This window comes from Flavobacterium endoglycinae (assembly GCF_017352115.1).
GTDB lineage: Bacteria > Bacteroidota > Bacteroidia > Flavobacteriales > Flavobacteriaceae > Flavobacterium > Flavobacterium endoglycinae.
Genome location: NZ_CP071448.1, coordinates 352,471 through 370,106, shown reverse-complemented (window position 1 = coordinate 370,106; position 17,636 = coordinate 352,471). Strand labels below are relative to the sequence as shown.

Below are 17,636 nucleotides of genomic sequence, written 5' to 3'. Positions count from 1 at the left end.
ATCTAATTAATTAAATTAAATAAGTATCGTTATGAAACTATATATAAAACCATTAGAAACGTATTTCATTCTAATATGTTCTTTTATCACAATTTGTGTCAGTGCACAACAAGACCCTCAATATACACAGTATATGTATAACACAATGGCGGTAAATCCGGCTTATGCCGGGTCTACCGGTACATTGGAAGCGACTCTTTTACATCGTTCACAATGGGTAGGAATCTCAGGAGCGCCTGAAACACAGTCGTTCTCAATTCACGGACCTCTTACCAATGAAAAAATTGGTTTAGGACTAAGTGTTGTAAATGATAAAATAGGTCCGTCAAACGAACTGTATCTTGATGGAAATTTCTCGTACTCACTACCACTGGGATATGAAAAACGATTAGCATTTGGTTTGAAAGCCGGAATGCGTATGTTAAACATAGACTGGTCTAAAGGGAGATATTACAACAGTAATGATGTTTTACTGAATCAGAATATCGACAATCAGATGAAAATGGCAATTGGAGCGGGTGTTTATTACTATACCGAAAAATGGTATTTAGGCTTCTCAATTCCAAGTTTTATCCGAAATGATTATTATGATGATGTTCAGGAATCAATAGACTTTGATCGTCTGCATTATTATTTAATGGGAGGTTATGTTTTTGATTTGAACCCAAATTTGAAGTTCAAACCAGCATTTTTAGTAAAAGCAGTAAGTGGTGCGCCGCTCACTGCTGATGTATCGGCGAATTTTATGATTGCTGAAAAATTTGTTATTGGAGGATCATACAGAACAGATGATTCGATAAGTATCTTAGCAGGTTTTCAAATATCGCAAAGTTTTTATCTAGGTTATGCTTTCGATTATACAGTTAGCCAGTTAAACAAGTACAATGATGGTACTCACGAATTCATTTTACGTTATTCGTTAAACAAAGGCGCTAACAAAATCAAATCTCCTCGATTCTTCTAAAAATTGTAAGTATGAAAAAAATATATATCCTGAGTTTAGTCTTGAGCATTACGTTTAGTTTTGCTCAAAAGACTAATTTAAAGCAAGCCGATGCGTTGTTTAGAAACTATTCCTACACTGATGCTTCAAAAGCCTACGAGGAATGTTTACAGCATATCAAAAACCCATCGGCTCAAACATTAAAAAATGCGGCAGACTCGTATTATTTTATTTCCGATGCACGAAATGCACTTAAATGGTATAGAAAATTATACGAAGTACAAGGAAATAACTTGACAGACATTTACTATCTGCGTTACATTCAAACCATGAAAGCAGTAATGGATTATGATGAAGCTGATAGAGTGACCAAGGAATATCTCAATAAAAAAGGAGATCAAAAAGAGATCAACCGTTATGTAGCTCAGAAAAAACAATTGGATAGCCTTGCGAAAGCCAGACCTTTGTATCAGATTAAAAATCTGGACATAAACACCAGCAAATCTGATTTTGGAACCACTTTTTATAAAGAACAGATTGTATTTACTTCTGCAAGAGATACGACGAAATTCAGTGAGAAATTGTACACTTGGAACAATCAGCCTTTCTTGAATTTATATTTGTCTGAAAGAAATCCGGCTGATGGTAGTTTATTTAATGAAAGTTTGTTTCTGCCAAATGTAATGAGCAAATATCATGAAGCAACGGCTACTTTTGACCCTAGCGGAAAAACCATGTACTACACCACTAATATTGTAAAGAAAAACAAATTGGTTGTAGATGGAAACAAAATAAATAACTTCCAGATTATAAAAGGATCAATCGTTGATAACAAACTTGAAAATCCACAAGGTGTTTTCTTTAATAGTGAAGACTATTCAGTAGGACATCCATGTTTGAGCGATGATGGACAATGGCTTTTCTTCGCATCAGATATGCCGGGCGGTTATGGGGAAACCGACTTGTATGTTGTTAAAATTGCTGATGATGGTACAATGAGTTCGCCTTTAAATCTGGGAGCTACTATTAATACAATTGGGAATGATCTTTTTCCATTTTTTAAAAACGGAATGCTCTATTTCTCTTCAGATGGACATTACGGACTTGGAGATTTAGATGTGTATGAAAGTAAATTTCTGCCTGACGGAACTTTTTCTACACCTCGTAATTTAGGTGCGCCAATAAATAGTAACAAAGATGATTTCGCATACATAGTAGATAAATCAGATAGTTATGGTTATGTTTCATCTAACAGAGCAGGAGGAAAGGGCGACGATGATATTTATTCCTTTGTAAAAGGGAAACCCGTTTGTAACCAAAATATATCTGGTATAGCTGTTGACAGAAAAACAAAACTTCCGTTGGCTGATGTAACCGTTATGGCGTACAATTCTTTTAAAGAAGTATTGGGCGAAACCAAAACCAATTATGAAGGAAAATATGCCATTACAGTTCCGTGTAATAAAATGGTAAACATGATCGCTGCCAAACCCAATTACAGCAGCGACGAAAAATCAGTGCAAACGACAAAAGAAAATGAAGGTGAAATTCCAAACATTAATTTCGAACTCAGCAACTATGATGACTTAGTAGTCAAAAAAAGAGGTGTAGAAATGGTAGATGTTCAGCCTATTTATTTTGATTATGACAAATATGATATTACACCAAAAGCTGTAGAAGAATTGACCAAAGTGGTCTTCATTATGCAGAAATTTCCAAACATCAGAATTAAGATAGAATCGCACACCGATTCTCGTGGAAAAGATGCTTACAATTTAAAACTTTCAGATAACAGAGCTAAATCAACCAGAGATTATATTCTTTCTCAAGGTATTGATGCTTCAAGAATCGAAAGTGCAATTGGTTATGGCGAAACCCGCCTGATCAACAAATGCAAAAATGGAGTGAAATGTACCGAAGAAGAACATTTATTAAACAGACGCTCTGACTTTATCATTATTCAAAAATAGTACTATATTTGCATGCTAATAATTTGATTATCAACATGAAAATATAGAACGTAGAAACCATTTGGAAGTTGGTTTTTTTAAATTCTTTTTTAAGAATAATGGACAAGGAGAAAATCAGGCAGCATGCATTTGCTGTCTGATTTTTGATTTTTACAAAACTTTGGGTTATTAATATTTTTTCAATAAAAATACCCTAATTTTGAGATTCATTATTTTAACAGCAATATCTATTATTTTAATATTTTATGAATATTCAAGAAACCATTCAGGCATTACGAGACGAACTTAACCAGCATAATTACAACTACTATGTTTTAGACAATGCCACCATTTCTGATTACGATTTTGATATTAAACTGAAAGAACTTCAGGATTTAGAAAACAAACATCCTGAGTTTTTTGATGAAGATTCACCAACGCAACGTGTAGGCGGAGCTGTTACCAAGAATTTTAAAACTATTGCACATCAGTACAGAATGTACTCTCTTGATAATTCCTATTCAAAAGAAGATTTACTCGAATGGGAAAACAGAATTCAGCGTGTTTTAGGAAATGTTAATCTACAATATACCTGCGAATTAAAATACGACGGTGCTTCAATCAGTATTTCATATGAAAATGGAAAACTGGTTCAGGCAGTAACGCGTGGTGACGGATTTCAAGGAGATGAGGTAACCAATAATATCAAAACCATTAAATCAGTTCCGTTGCGATTAAAAGGAGATTATCCTGAAAAATTCGATATTCGCGGAGAAATTATTCTGCCTTATGCCGGATTCGAAAAAATGAATCAGGAATTGATAGAAATTGGCGAAACACCCTATTCAAATCCAAGGAATACAGCATCTGGAAGTCTTAAATTACAAGACAGTGCTGAAGTTGCCAAACGTCCGTTAGAATGTTTATTGTACACCGTAGCAGGAAACAATCTATCATTTGCCACACAATTTGAAGGTTTAGAAGCAGCGCGCAGATGGGGGTTTAAAGTACCTGCAGAAGCAAAACTGGCTAATAATATGCAGGAAGTTTTCGATTTTATTGATTACTGGGATGTTCATCGTCATAAATTACCTTATGAAACCGATGGTGTTGTGATAAAAGTTAACAACATTCATTCACAGCAAGAATTAGGATATACTGCAAAATCACCTCGATGGGCAATTGCTTATAAATTCAAATCAGAACAAGTTTCAACTGTTTTAAAATCAATTTCATATCAAGTTGGACGTACAGGAGCAATCACACCTGTTGCTAATTTAGAACCTGTTCAGCTTGCGGGAACTATTGTAAAAAGAGCTTCGCTTCACAACGCAGACCAAATTCAAAAATTAGACATCCGATTAAACGATACCGTTTTTGTTGAGAAAGGAGGAGAAATCATTCCGAAAATCATTGCTGTAGATTTAGAAAAACGTCCTGAAAATTCCGAAGTAACGCAATACATCACTCATTGTCCAGAATGTCAGACTGAATTAGTTCGAAACGCTGGAGAAGCCAATCACTATTGTCCTAACTTTTACGGTTGTCCTCCGCAGATTATTGGAAGAATCCAGCATTATATTTCTAGAAAAGCAATGGATATTGAAGGACTTGGAGGCGAAACCGTAGCGCTTCTTTTTAAAAACAATTTAGTCCACAATTATGCTGATTTATACGAATTGAAAGTTTCAGATATTCTACATTTGGAAAGAATGGCACAAAAATCAGCTGAAAATCTGGTAAACGGTGTTGAGAAATCTAAAGAAATTCCGTTTGAAAGCGTATTATTTGCTTTAGGAATCCGTTATGTGGGAGAAACTGTTGCCAAAAAATTAGCTAAACATTATAAAAATATCGACGCCTTAAGCCAGGCCTCTTTAATGGATTTAATTCTTGTTGATGAAATTGGAGAAAGAATCGCGAGAAGCGTTATCGAGTTTTTTGAAAATGAAGAAAATAAAATCATCATCGAAAGGCTTAAAAACTATGGAGTTCAATTTGAAATCGTAGAAAAAGTAAATCCAAATGCAACCGAAAAATTTGTGGGTAAAACCTTTGTGGTTTCTGGTGTTTTTGCACAATTTTCGAGAGACGAACTCAAAAAAGCTATTGAAGACAACGGAGGTAAAGTAGGAAGTTCAATTTCTGCCAAAACTGATTTTGTCGTGGCTGGAGATAATATGGGACCTGCAAAACTTGAAAAAGCAACTAAACTAAATATTCCTATTCTGTCTGAAGAAGAATTTATAACTAAACTAAATGAAAGCGAATAAACCGTCGTTGATTTTATTTTTTTTAGCGCTGGTGTTGACAATTATTTTTGATTGGACAGAACAAGATTTTCTTGCTACCTATTCTAAAGCAATTGTCCTGCCATCGATATTTATTTATTTTTTAATCAGCAGGCAATTTAAAATAAGAAAAATTGAAGGTCTAATTTTTTTATTTTGTTTTATAGGGAATGTTTTTGATTTAATGGATGTCGAAATTTCAGAAATTGGCGGAGTCATCTGTTTTCTGATCGTGTATTTGTTATTATTCAGACTTTTTATTACAGAACATCAAAAAATAAAACTCAAAAAGAAAGATATTCTTCCCGTATCAATTGTCATAATATTTATTGTATATCTGTTGATTTCAGTTTTGGCAATGAAACTTGACAATCTAGATAACTATAATTTTATATATGTCATTTACGGAATAGTTTTAAGCGTAATAAGCTACTTTTCGTTTGTAAGTTACATAACGAAAGGAACGTTTATTACGCTTTTAATGTCTCTTATGATGATGAGTTACATCTTGTCTGATATATTCTATATCTTCAACCAATACTTTTCCTATTCCGTTGTATTAGTATTAATACAAGACATTACACAAATCTTAGCTTATTATTTCATGGTAGAATATTTCCTTGAAAAAGCAAAGAGAAAAAAGAAAAGAATAGTTATACAATAATAGATCTAGCCTGATTAGTGTGAGCTTTATTGCTGTCAAAATAAAAATCAATTCGTCCTAAATTTATTCCATAACAGCCAACTTGGTTTACCAGTACATTTTCTCCGGCTTTGTTTTTTACAATTGTAGGTTTGTCCAGAAAGGTATGCGTATGCCCGCCAATAATCAAATCAATATCTTGGGTCAGTTCGGCAAACTTTAAATCAGAAATTTTAGAAGCATCGTCTTTGTATTTATAACCTAAATGAGAAAGACAAATTACCAAATCACATTTTTCCTCTTTCTTTAATAAACGAGTCATGTCTTGTGCGATTTCGACAGGATTATTATAAACCGTTTCTTTGTATAATTGTTTGTCTACCAATCCCTGAAGTTCGATTCCTACACCAAAAACTCCAACCTTAATACCGTTTTTATTGAAAATTTTATAAGGTTTTACAAGACCATTCATAACCGTGTTTTTGAAATCATAATTAGAACAAATGAATTCAAAAGTCGCATGCGGCATTTGAGCATATAAACCGTCAAGTCCGTTGTCAAAATCATGATTTCCTATAGTTGAAGCATCATATTTCATCATGCTCATCAATTTAAATTCAAGTTCACCTCCGTAATAATTAAAATAAGGAGTACCTTGAAAAATATCTCCGGCATCTAATAAAAGTACGTTTGGATTTTCCTGACGGATAGTTTCAATAAGAGCTGCTCTTCGAGAAACACCTCCCATATTTGGGTTACGAGGATCATCAGCAGGAAACGGATCGATATGACTGTGAACATCGTTTGTGTGAAGAATCGTTAAATGTTTAATTTCGTTATCGTTACTTTCAAAACTGCTCAATGATAAACCTAAGCTTAATAAAGCGGTACTTGCAGCAGTTTTTTCGATAAATTCTCTTCTTTTCATTTGGTATGTTTTTGGCGTAAAACGCTTGTATTTTTAAGTGTAAATTATTCTTCAGTAATTCTGATGTCTCTCGGCACTGGAATAGTATCAACTTCTTTAAAGTAATCAATTAATACATTTCGCAGTTTATAATTCATATCATACTTCTGTATGTTTTTTGCGAAAAAATACATACTGTCACCGCCATTAGCTAAATAATCATTTGTAGCAACATAATATGTCTTGTTAACATCAAAAGGTTTTCCTTGTATTAAAATGTTTTTGGCAGTATTATCTTTTGCAATTGTAAAAGTCATGCCAGATAAAGGATGAGGTTTTTTCTCCTTAATAATATAAGCAGTCATTTCTAGAATTTGTTCTCCTTTTAAAGCCAGCACAACCATGTTGTTTTCAAAAGGCATAATTTCAAATGCAGATCTTGTTGTTACATTTCCTTTTGGTAAAATCGCTCTAATTCCGCCATGATTTAAAAAGCATAAATCAATCTCCTTTTTTTCTCTGATTTTAAAAACCTTATTACCTTGTTTTAAAGTAACGTCGGCCATTAGATTTCCAATCGTAGTCTGCCATTTTCCTGTACTTTTATCTAGCGTTTCAGGACAATAAGCAAGAACACTGTCTAAATCTTTATTGATATGATCGCGATATGGTTTAATAAACTTTTCAATTTCAGGAGTTTCGGCACTGTTTTGTGTTACCGGAAGTTGTTTTCCTTCTACCTTAGTTACATTGTAAGTCTTATGACTGCAGGAAAATATTGAAAATACTGTTAAGAATATAACAAAAAGTTTTAAAAATCGGTTATACTTTTTTAGTTTTACCATTTTAAATGCGGCTTAAATAATTAATTTTGTAATTCGTAAAAGTACTATGTTTTTAGATTATATAAAGGAATTTTTTGTAAAAAAATCATTAAAAAATAATCTGAATAATGTCAAGAATGAAGTTTTTACAAGTAATATACAAACGATTGGTTTAGTGGTCGATGAAAGTAAATTTCGAGATTCAAAAGCGTTAATAAAAGAACTGGTATCATACGGAATTGCACCCGAAAAGATAAAAATTATTGCGTACAGACGTAAATTCAAAAAAAAGAAAACCTATTCAAAACCTACATTTGGTAAAAAAAATATCAATTGGAAAGGAGAACTGACAGAACCTTTTTTAAAAGAATTTATCGAAACCGAATTTGACCTTTTGATAAGTTATTATGATGTAGAAAACATTGCTTTAATGATGGTAACAAGCAAATCAAAAGCCAGATTTAAAGTTGGTTTTTCATCTGTGAACACTAGATTAAACCGATGGATGTTTAACACGGCAATGGAAGAATACAAACTATTTGTTTCTGAATTGTTCAAGTATTTAAAAAGTATAAAGTAAATTATAAAGAAAGATATGCAATCATTAATAGGAACAGGTGTTGCGCTTGTAACTCCATTTAAAAAAGACTTTTCAGTAGATATCGAAGCGTTGCAGCGAATCGTTAATTTTTCGATAGACGGAGGAGTTGAATATCTTGTGGTTTTGGGAACAACAGCAGAAAATGCAACCCTGACGCAAGACGAAAAAGAATTAGTTATAAATACCGTTATAGAAGTAAATAAGGGAAGATTACCATTAGTTCTTGGAGTAGGCGGCAATAATACCATGCAGGTGGTTGACGAATTAAAAACCAGAGACTTTTCTCCTTTTGAAGCCATACTTTCTGTTTCCCCTTATTATAATAAACCAACACAAGAAGGAATTTATCAGCATTTTAAAGCAATTGCAGAAGCTTCTCCTGTACCAGTAATTTTATACAACGTTCCAGGAAGAACTTCAAGTAATATGCTTCCTTCAACAGTAATTCGTCTGGCAAATGATTTTAAAAATGTAGTAGCGATTAAAGAAGCTGCAGGTGATGTTGTACAAGCATTTAAAATTATTAAAGACGCACCAAAAGATTTTCTAGTTATTTCAGGAGATGATATGATTGCACTTCCTATTGTTTTAGCGGGTGGAGCAGGAGTAATCTCGGTTATTGGTCAAGGTTTTCCAAAAGAATTTTCAGAAATGATTCGTTTGGGACTCAATAAAAAAGCCGCTGATGCGTTTAAAACACAATACTTTTTATCAGATTGTATCGATATGATTTTTGAACAAGGAAATCCAGCCGGAATAAAACAAGTTTTCCAAGCTCTGGGAATAGCTGATAATACAGTACGTCTGCCTTTGGTTCCTGTAGACGAATCTTTGGCAGAACGATTAAATGAGTTCGTCAAAAACAGCATAAAATAAGTAAAAGACTCTGTATTTTTGTACACGAAAAAAATATTTTGCAGTCGCTAAATTAATAACTAAATTTGCCACCGAAACTTCGGTGTGATTTTCTTTGGTGTAAAGTCTTAGAAGTCATAATAAAAGTAAGAAAATGAAAAAAGTAGTATCTCTATTAATTGTTGTTGTCCTTTTTTGCTCTTGCAGTGATTACCAAAAGGCATTAAAAAATGAAGACGTAGCAGCAAAGTTTGAAGTGGCGACAAAGATGTATGAGGCTGGAAAGTACAATAAAGCAATACGTCTTTTTGAACAATTAGCACCTTCTTATAGAGGTAAGCCTCAGGCGGAAAAACTTTTTTACATGTTTTCACAGTCTTATTATAAGACAGAACAGTATTATTTAGCCGGTTATCAATTTGAAAGCTTTGTTTCGGGATATCCACGAAGCGAAAAAGTACAAGAAGCAGCTTTCTTGGGAGCTTACAGCTATTCAAAATTGTCTCCTGTTTACAGTTTAGATCAGGCAGATACAGTAAAAGCGCTAGAGAAATTACAGGCTTTTATAGATAACTATCCAAATTCAGAATATCTGGCTAAAGCAAATGAAACAGTTCAGGTGCTAAATGGAAAACTAGAAAAGAAAGCATACGAAAATGCGAAAGGATATAATACTATCTCAGATTATAAATCTGCTTTAGTAGCTTTTGATAATTTTATTGCTGATTTTCCAGGAACACCTTATAAAGAAGATGCATTGTTTTATAAATACGATTCAGCATACAAGTTAGCAATAAACAGTGTGCCATCAAAAATGGAAGAGCGTTTACATGTGGCACAAACAGCTTACGCTAATCTGTTGAAATTTAAAAGCGATACAAAATATAAAAAAGAGGCAGACGAAATGAATGCCAGAGTTGAAACAGATTTACAAAAATTTACTAAATAAAATAAAGTCATGGATTTAAAAAAGACGAATGCTCCTGTTAATACAATAACTTACAATAAAACAGTTATTGAAGAGCCAACAGGAAATGTGTATGAAGCAATTACCATTATGGCTAAAAGAGCAAACCAGATTAATTCTGAAATTAAAAAAGAATTAACTGAGAAATTAGAAGAGTTTGCGACTTACAATGACAGTCTTGAAGAAGTTTTTGAAAATAAAGAACAAATTGAAGTTTCTAAATTTTACGAAAAATTACCAAAACCACATGCTTTAGCAGTTCAAGAATGGTTAGACGGTAAAACTTACCACAGAAATTCAAACAAATAATAGTATAGTATAATGTCAGTTTTAAACGGGAAAAAGATTTTACTGGGGGTTTCCGGTGGAATTGCAGCGTATAAAACAGCCTCATTAGTACGACTTTTTATCAAAGCAGGTGCACATGTCCAAGTGATAATGACACCTGCTTCTAAGGATTTTGTAACCCCGCTTACGTTATCTACCTTATCAAAAAATCCCGTACATTCCAGTTTCTTTAATCAGGATGATGAAGATGCCGTATGGAACAACCACGTTGAACTCGCTCTTTGGGCAGATTTAATGCTGATTGCTCCTGCAACTGCCAATACCTTATCTAAAATGGCAACCGGCAACTGTGATAATCTTTTAATTGCAACCTATTTATCGGCTAAATGTCCAGTTTATTTTGCTCCTGCAATGGACTTGGATATGTATAAGCATCCTTCTACTATTTCTAGTTTTACAGCTTTAAAACAATTTGGAAATAGTATGATTCCAGCTGAAAAAGGAGAATTAGCAAGCGGTTTATCTGGCGAAGGCCGAATGGCTGAACCTGAGAATATTGTCGCTTTTCTTGAAGCAGATTTAGAAAGTAAACTTCCACTTAAGGGAAAAAAAATACTAATTACAGCTGGTCCAACATACGAAGCTATAGATCCAGTACGTTTTATAGGAAATCATTCTTCAGGAAAAATGGGATTTGATATTGCTAATGAAGCGGCAAATCTAGGAGCTGATGTAATTTTAGTTTCGGGACCCACTCATTTAAAAGTTAAAAATCCTTCTATCGAAGTTATAAATGTAGTTTCAGCGCAAGAAATGTATGATGCCTGTCATTTGCATTTTGACAATGCTGATGCAGCAATTGCGGCAGCCGCAGTAGCAGACTACAAACCTAAAGAAGTTGCTTTACAGAAGATTAAGAAAAATTCAAGTGAATTTTCAATTGAATTAGAGAAGACAAAAGATATTTTATCTTCATTAGGAAGCATCAAAGAAAAGCAGTTTTTAATAGGATTTGCTTTGGAAACTGAAAATGAAATTGAAAATGCTAAGTTGAAAATTCAGAAAAAAAACTTAGATTTGATTGTTTTAAATTCCTTACAAGATAAAGGTGCCGGATTTAAAAAAGAAACCAATAAAGTGACCTTTATTGATAAAGATTTTAAAATCGAACCAATGGAATTAAAAACAAAAGAATTAGTTGCAGTCGATATTTTAAGCAGACTGATTTTGCATTTTTCGAAATAGCAGTATTTATAAATTCTTAGTAGAATTAAGCTTCACTCATAAAACATAGTTGATATGAATAAGATAGTTACATTTTTAGTATTCTTTATTTTTGGCTTTACCCAGGGGCAACAGTTAAATTGTACAGTAACTATTAATACTGAAAGATTGCCAAATGCCAATCAGCAGATTTTTAAAACACTTCAGACTTCGCTGTCAGAATTTGTTAATAAAACAGATTGGACAGGTTCTTCCTTAAAACAAAATGAGCGAATCAATTGTTCAATGTATATCACATTGTCTTCTTATAGTTCAGACCAGTTTACAGGAACTATTCAAGTGCAGTCTTCAAGATTGATTTTTAATTCGACCTATTCGTCACCGGTTTTAAATTTTAATGATAAAGATTTTAACTTCCGTTATACAGAATATGAACCTTTATTATTCAACCCAACTGTTTTTGAATCCAATTTAATATCAGTTGTATCATTTTACAGCTATATAATTTTAGGGATGGATGCGGATACGTTTCAAATGGGAGGAGGAGACCAATATTTTCAAACAGCTCAGAATATTGCAAACGTAGCCCAGCAAGGCGGTTTTAAAGGATGGACACAAACAGATGGACTTCAAAACCGTTATTATTTAATAAACGATATGCTTTCCCCGATGTATAGTGATATTCGTCAGACTATGTTTGCTTATCATACCGCTTTAGATGGAATGACTGCTGACTTAAAATCATCAAAAGAAAAAGTAAAAAATGCAATAATACTAGTTGCAAAAGTAAATTCAGTAAGACCAAATGCATTTTTGACCCGCGTTTTCTTTGATGCAAAATCAGATGAAATCGTTTCTATATTTTCAGGAGGACCAAGTATTCCTGTTACTGACCTTACAGATGTTTTAAATAAAGTTTCGCCTTTAAATTCAGCTAAATGGTCACAAATTAAGTTCTAAATACTTGATTTTTAATTTTCTTTATAACCCTTTTATCTTATTTATCCTTTATGATCACTTCACTGTCAATTAAAAATTATGCACTTATTGAAAAACTTTCTATAGATTTTTCAAAAGGTTTTTCGATAATTACAGGTGAAACGGGTGCAGGTAAATCTATTATTTTAGGAGCAATCGGACTTGTTTTAGGAAAAAGAGCCGATTTAACTTCTTTAAAGAATAAAGAAGAGAAATGCGTTATAGAAGCTCAATTTGATATTTCTAAATACAATTTAAAAGAGTTTTTTCAAGCCAATGATCTTGATTATGAAGATGAAACTATTATTAGACGCGAAATTCTTCCTTCTGGAAAATCGCGTGCTTTTATAAATGATAGTCCGGTAAATCTTCAGGAATTACAGGATTTAAGCTTCTTTTTAATTGATATCCACTCACAGCAGCAAACACAAGAACTTTCAGATGAAAGTGTTCAGTTTAAAATAATCGATGCAATTTCTAATAATGCCGAAACCATTTCGGATTATCAGAAATCATTAAAAATTTACAAATCAGAGAAGTCGAAATTAAATGCACTTCTTAAAAAACAAAGTGATTCTGGAAAAGAACAAGAGTACAACACTTTTTTACTGAATGAATTAGTTTCGGCAAAACTAAAATCAGGCGAGCAAGCAGAACTTGAAGCTGATTATGAAAAGCTGAACAATGTCGAAATCATTAAAGAATCAATTGATAAATCTCTTGCGATTGCAAATGAAGAACAGTTTGGTGTATTTCATAACTTAAATGAAATCAAAACCGCACTGCAGAAAATTGCTCCTTTTTCAACAGAATACCAAAGTTTGTTTGAAAGAATAACAAGTCTCTCTATTGAATTTGATGATATTTCTAAAGAACTTCAAAACTCTTCAGAAAAATTATTAAACGATCCAGAACAACTTGAATTGGTAAGTCAGAAACTGCAGTTGATTTTTAATTTGCAGAAAAAACATCATGTAGATTCAGTTGATGAATTACTTCAAATTCAAGCCGATTTAGGAAATACACTTTTAGAATTGGATAATATTGAAGAAGAAATCGAAACATTATCTAAATCAATTGAACAAAAAGAAAATGAATTAAATGAATTGGCAGGTGTCATTCATGAAAGCAGAATACAAGCAATTCCGGTTTTATCAGATAAATTAATAGCGATATTAGAAACTTTAGGAATGCCAAATGCTCGTTTTAAAATTGAACTTACTACTGTTGATACGTATTTCCAAAACGGTAAAGACGAATTACAATTTCTATTCTCGGCCAACAAAGGAAGTGATTTTGGATTGTTGAAAAAAGTAGCTTCAGGAGGAGAGATGTCTCGTATTATGCTGGCAGTAAAAGCAATACTGGCTCAATATTCAAAACTTCCAACATTAATTTTTGATGAAATTGATACAGGAGTTTCGGGTGAAATTGCAATTAGAATGGGCGAAATCATGAAAGAAATGAGTAAAACAATGCAGATTTTTGCCATTACACACCTTCCGCAGATTGCTGCTAAAGGAGATTCACATTTTAAAGTATCTAAATCAACAATTGATAACGATACCCAATCAGAATTAAAACTTTTATCGCAAGACGACCGAATTATTGAAATTGCACAAATGTTATCGGGGGCAAATATTTCTGATTCGGCATTAAATCATGCGAAAGAGTTGTTAAACTAAAAATAATTATGGAAAGTTTAAGTTTCTATGAAAATCAGTTTATAAAAGCCGATGGATTAATTTCTGAAGGCGATACCGCAGGAGCGAAAGAAGTTTTAGAAGAAATTTTGGCGCAGTATCCTGATTTTGGAAAAGCACACAACCATTTAGGATGGATTCATTATAATAAACTCAGTAATTATGACAAAGCAATTTATCATTATAAATTAGCAATGAAATTTGATCCTAAATATCCTGCCTCATATTTAAATTACACATATTTGCTGGTTGATATTGGAAGATATTCAGAAGCCAAAGAACATATTGCTCATACATTTGTAACGCTGGAAAATGCTGATTACTGTTCGTATAACAGTGAGTTAGCCCGAATTGCGGAATATGAAGGGGATTATATCCTGTCATACAGATTGTATAAAGCCGCTCAAAAAAATGCTTTAAACCCAAATTTTATTGATAATATGGCTGCCAACATGAAAAGAGTTTATCATAAAATGTCTATTTTTGAAAAATTAAAACTAAAATTCAAATAATACAAAAAATTACAAGATGATTATAGAACCTAGAATGAGAGGATTCATTTGTTTGACTGCCCACCCTGAGGGAGCTGAACAAAATGTTAAGAATCAAATTGAATATGTAAAATCAAAAGGTGCAATTGCCGGAGCAAAAAAAGTATTAGTTATTGGTGCTTCAACAGGTTTCGGATTAGCTTCAAGAATTACAAGCGCTTTTGGATCTGATGCTGCTACAATTGGTGTATTTTTTGAAAAACCACCTGTAGAAGGAAAAACGGCTTCTCCAGGATGGTACAATTCTGCTGCATTCGAAAAAGAAGCTCATAAAGCTGGTTTATATGCAAAAAGTATCAACGGAGATGCTTTTTCTAATGAAATTAAAAGAGAAACTCTTGATTTAATAAAAGCTGATTTAGGGCAAGTTGACCTTGTAATTTATAGTTTAGCTTCACCAGTACGTACCAATCCAAATACTGGAGTAACGCACCGTTCAGTTTTAAAACCAATTGGACAAACTTTTAGTAATAAAACAGTTGATTTTCACACAGGAAAAGTTTCTGAAGTTTCTATCGCTCCCGCTAACGAAGAAGATATCGAAAATACAGTTGCAGTAATGGGAGGCGAAGACTGGGCAATGTGGATTGAAGCTTTAAAAAATGAAAACTTATTGGCTGATGGTGCTATTACAGTTGCTTATTCTTATATTGGACCTGCATTAACTGAAGCAGTTTACCGTAAAGGAACTATTGGTCGCGCAAAAGATCATTTAGAAGCGACTGCATTTACAATTGCTGATTCTCTAAAATCTATTGGTGGAAATGCTTATGTTTCGGTAAACAAAGCGTTAGTAACTCAAGCAAGTTCTGCGATTCCTGTAATTCCGTTATATATTTCTCTTTTATATAAAATCATGAAAGAAGAAGGAATTCACGAAGGTTGTATCGAACAGATACAGCGTTTATTCCAAGACAGATTATACAATGGTTCTGAAGTTCCAGTTGATGAAAAAGGAAGAATCAGAATTGATGATTGGGAAATGCGTGAAGATGTTCAGGAAAAAGTGGCTAAACTATGGTTAGAAGCTACAACAGAAACATTGCCAGCTATTGGAGATTTAGCAGGGTACAGAAGCGACTTCCTTAATTTATTCGGATTTGAATTTGCTGGAGTAGATTATCAAGCCGATACAAACGAAGTAGTAAATATCGAAAGTATCAAATAAAAAATAAATTTTACAGACAAAGAACCATCAACCCAAAAGTTGATGGTTTTTTTGTGGAATATACTATATCTTTGTTAAAATTTTTTCACATTAAAAATATACCATTAAATACAGTATTCCCGTTATGATTTTTTCTTTAATTATTCCCGTGTATAATCGTCCGGATGAAGTTGATGAACTTTTAGAGAGCCTTACAAAATCAGATTATGATGAACCTTTTGAAATTGTTCTTGTAGAAGACGGTTCGACAATTCCTTGTAAAGATGTTGTAATGAATTATCAGGGAAAATTGAATATCTCCTATTATGTAAAACCAAATTCAGGACCGGGAGATTCAAGAAATTTCGGAATGCAGAAAGCAAGAGGTGATTATTATATCATTTTTGATTCAGACTGTATTATTCCGCCAAACTATTTAAGTGAAGTGCGAAAAGCGTTAAATGAAAAATACGTTGACTGTTTCGGAGGTCCAGACAGAGCGCTTAAAAGTTTTTCAAGCATTCAAAAAGCGATTAATTTCGCGATGACCTCGTTTTTAACAACAGGAGGAATCCGTGGAGGATCTGAAAAAATCAATAAATTCCAGCCAAGAAGCTTTAATATGGGGATTTCAAAAAAAGCTTTTGAAGTTTCTAAAGGTTTTGGAAACATACATCCAGGTGAAGATCCTGACTTATCTATTCGTTTATGGAATCTGGGATTTGAAACACGTCTTTTTTCTGAGGCTTATGTGTATCACAAACGTAGAATTGACTGGGAAAAATTCTCTATCCAAGTTAAGAAATTTGGCATCGCAAGGCCTATTTTAAACAGCTGGTATCCAGAACATAATAAGCTTACTTTTTTCTTTCCAACTGCATTTATATTGGGGTTATTATTAGCTTTTTTACTATTAATTTTTAATATTGATATTTTATTACAATTATATTTTGTATATTTCGTTATAATTTTTCTTACAGCAAGTATTCAAAATAAAAGCATCAAAATCGGTTATTTGTCTGTCATTGCTGTCTGGAAACAATTTTATGGTTACGGAACTGGTTTTCTGGAATCTTATGTAAAAATTATTTTACTAAAGAAGAAACCACAAGAAGCATTTCCGCGTATGTTTTTTAAAATATAGTATGACAAAAGTTATTGGCTTAACCGGCGGAATAGGAAGTGGTAAAACGACTATTGCAGGTTTTTTTAACGAAATGGGAATTCCCGTTTATATTGCTGATGATGGAGCAAAAAGGGTAATGCAGTCTGCAGAGATTATTGAAGCCGTTAAAACAACTTTTGGAGAGTCGCTCTTTGATAATAATGTTTTAAACAGATCAAAACTGGCTGAAATAGTATTTAAAGATGCCGATAAGCTCGCTAGATTAAATTCGATAGTACATCCGGCTGTTAAAAAAGATTTTGAATCATGGCTTTTAGAACATCAAAGCTATGAATATGTGATCTATGAAGCCGCAATACTTTTTGAAAGCGGAAGATATAAAGAATGCGATTATATAATAACGGTTACAGCACCGGAAGAAATAAGGATAGAAAGAGTTTTAAAACGAGACAATACCACAAGAGAAAACGTCATAAATAGAATGAAAATGCAGTGGAATGACGAAAAACGAATTTCTTTAAGCAATTTTGTTATTAATAACAGTAATCTTAAAATTGCTAGAGAAGAAGTTGTTGAAATTCTTAAAATTTTGAAAATAAAACAAAATCAGTCTTAAATGTTAATATTTGGTTAATGTAT

17 protein-coding genes are annotated in these 17,636 nt (G+C 32.8%); 15 read left to right on the top strand and 2 right to left on the bottom strand.

Annotation, left to right across the window (positions count from 1 at the left end; all coding sequences use genetic code 11):
• The first annotated feature begins 31 nt into the window (after positions 1-31).
• The 4 genes from J0383_RS01585 to J0383_RS01570 all read left to right on the top strand — a co-directional run bounded on the left by J0383_RS01585 (position 32) and on the right by J0383_RS01570 (position 5,847).
• Positions 32-964, top strand: coding sequence for a PorP/SprF family type IX secretion system membrane protein (locus tag J0383_RS01585; protein WP_207296709.1), 933 nt, complete (start codon positions 32-34; stop codon positions 962-964).
• Positions 965-975: 11 nt separating this feature from the next.
• Positions 976-2,913: an OmpA family protein gene (locus tag J0383_RS01580; protein ID WP_207296708.1), complete on the top strand. Its 1,938-nt coding sequence runs from the start codon at positions 976-978 to the stop codon at positions 2,911-2,913.
• Positions 2,914-3,158: 245 nt separating this feature from the next.
• On the top strand, positions 3,159-5,165 hold the full coding sequence (gene ligA / locus J0383_RS01575) for an NAD-dependent DNA ligase LigA (protein WP_207296707.1): 2,007 nt from the start codon (positions 3,159-3,161) through the stop codon (positions 5,163-5,165).
• Positions 5,152-5,847, top strand: coding sequence for a lysoplasmalogenase family protein (locus tag J0383_RS01570; protein WP_207296706.1), 696 nt, complete (start codon positions 5,152-5,154; stop codon positions 5,845-5,847). The genes ligA and J0383_RS01570 overlap by 14 nt, the downstream gene beginning before the upstream one ends.
• On the opposite strand, the gene J0383_RS01565 is transcribed toward J0383_RS01570, so the two are convergent.
• Positions 5,837-6,754, bottom strand: a complete 918-nt coding sequence (locus J0383_RS01565) for a bifunctional metallophosphatase/5'-nucleotidase (protein WP_207296705.1) — start codon at positions 6,752-6,754, stop codon at positions 5,837-5,839. The two genes, J0383_RS01570 and J0383_RS01565, sit on opposite strands and share 11 nt — an antisense overlap.
• 44 nt (positions 6,755-6,798) lie before the next feature.
• The gene (locus J0383_RS01560) at positions 6,799-7,578 is read right to left on the bottom strand and encodes a 5'-nucleotidase C-terminal domain-containing protein (protein ID WP_207296704.1); all 780 of its coding nucleotides are present in this window, start codon (positions 7,576-7,578) and stop codon (positions 6,799-6,801) included.
• A gap of 46 nt (positions 7,579-7,624) precedes the next feature.
• Here J0383_RS01560 and J0383_RS01555 point away from each other — a divergent pair, with 46 nt between their 5' ends.
• From J0383_RS01555 to coaE, 11 genes are all read left to right on the top strand, one after another.
• A complete protein-coding gene (locus tag J0383_RS01555) occupies positions 7,625-8,137 on the top strand; it encodes a DUF6913 domain-containing protein (protein ID WP_207296703.1) in 513 nt (170 codons plus the stop codon).
• A gap of 15 nt (positions 8,138-8,152) precedes the next feature.
• The gene (dapA, locus tag J0383_RS01550) at positions 8,153-9,034 is read left to right on the top strand and encodes a 4-hydroxy-tetrahydrodipicolinate synthase (RefSeq protein WP_207296702.1); all 882 of its coding nucleotides are present in this window, start codon (positions 8,153-8,155) and stop codon (positions 9,032-9,034) included.
• Positions 9,035-9,167: 133 nt separating this feature from the next.
• Entirely contained in the window at positions 9,168-9,962 is a 795-nt protein-coding gene (locus J0383_RS01545; RefSeq protein WP_207296701.1) for an outer membrane protein assembly factor BamD, read from the top strand.
• A 9-nt stretch (positions 9,963-9,971) separates the two neighbouring features.
• Positions 9,972-10,289, top strand: coding sequence for a DNA-directed RNA polymerase subunit omega (locus tag J0383_RS01540; RefSeq protein WP_012025451.1), 318 nt, complete (start codon positions 9,972-9,974; stop codon positions 10,287-10,289).
• A 12-nt stretch (positions 10,290-10,301) separates the two neighbouring features.
• Positions 10,302-11,513 carry a bifunctional phosphopantothenoylcysteine decarboxylase/phosphopantothenate--cysteine ligase CoaBC gene (coaBC, locus tag J0383_RS01535; protein ID WP_207296700.1) on the top strand — a complete coding sequence of 404 codons (1,212 nt, stop codon included), beginning with the start codon at positions 10,302-10,304 and terminating at the stop codon, positions 11,511-11,513.
• Positions 11,514-11,567: 54 nt separating this feature from the next.
• Positions 11,568-12,452, top strand: a complete 885-nt coding sequence (gene porD / locus J0383_RS01530; protein WP_207296699.1) for a type IX secretion system protein PorD — start codon at positions 11,568-11,570, stop codon at positions 12,450-12,452.
• 50 nt (positions 12,453-12,502) lie between these two features.
• Entirely contained in the window at positions 12,503-14,155 is a 1,653-nt protein-coding gene (recN, locus tag J0383_RS01525; protein ID WP_207296698.1) for a DNA repair protein RecN, read from the top strand.
• An 8-nt stretch (positions 14,156-14,163) separates the two neighbouring features.
• Positions 14,164-14,685: a tetratricopeptide repeat protein gene (locus J0383_RS01520; RefSeq protein WP_207296697.1), complete on the top strand. Its 522-nt coding sequence runs from the start codon at positions 14,164-14,166 to the stop codon at positions 14,683-14,685.
• A 16-nt stretch (positions 14,686-14,701) separates the two neighbouring features.
• Positions 14,702-15,892, top strand: coding sequence for an enoyl-ACP reductase FabV (gene fabV / locus J0383_RS01515; protein ID WP_207296696.1), 1,191 nt, complete (start codon positions 14,702-14,704; stop codon positions 15,890-15,892).
• Between the two features lie 124 nt (positions 15,893-16,016).
• Positions 16,017-17,015, top strand: a complete 999-nt coding sequence (locus J0383_RS01510; RefSeq protein WP_207296695.1) for a glycosyltransferase — start codon at positions 16,017-16,019, stop codon at positions 17,013-17,015.
• 1 nt (position 17,016) lies between these two features.
• Positions 17,017-17,613, top strand: a complete 597-nt coding sequence (gene coaE / locus J0383_RS01505) for a dephospho-CoA kinase (protein ID WP_207296694.1) — start codon at positions 17,017-17,019, stop codon at positions 17,611-17,613.
• The last annotated feature ends 23 nt before the right edge of the window (positions 17,614-17,636 follow it).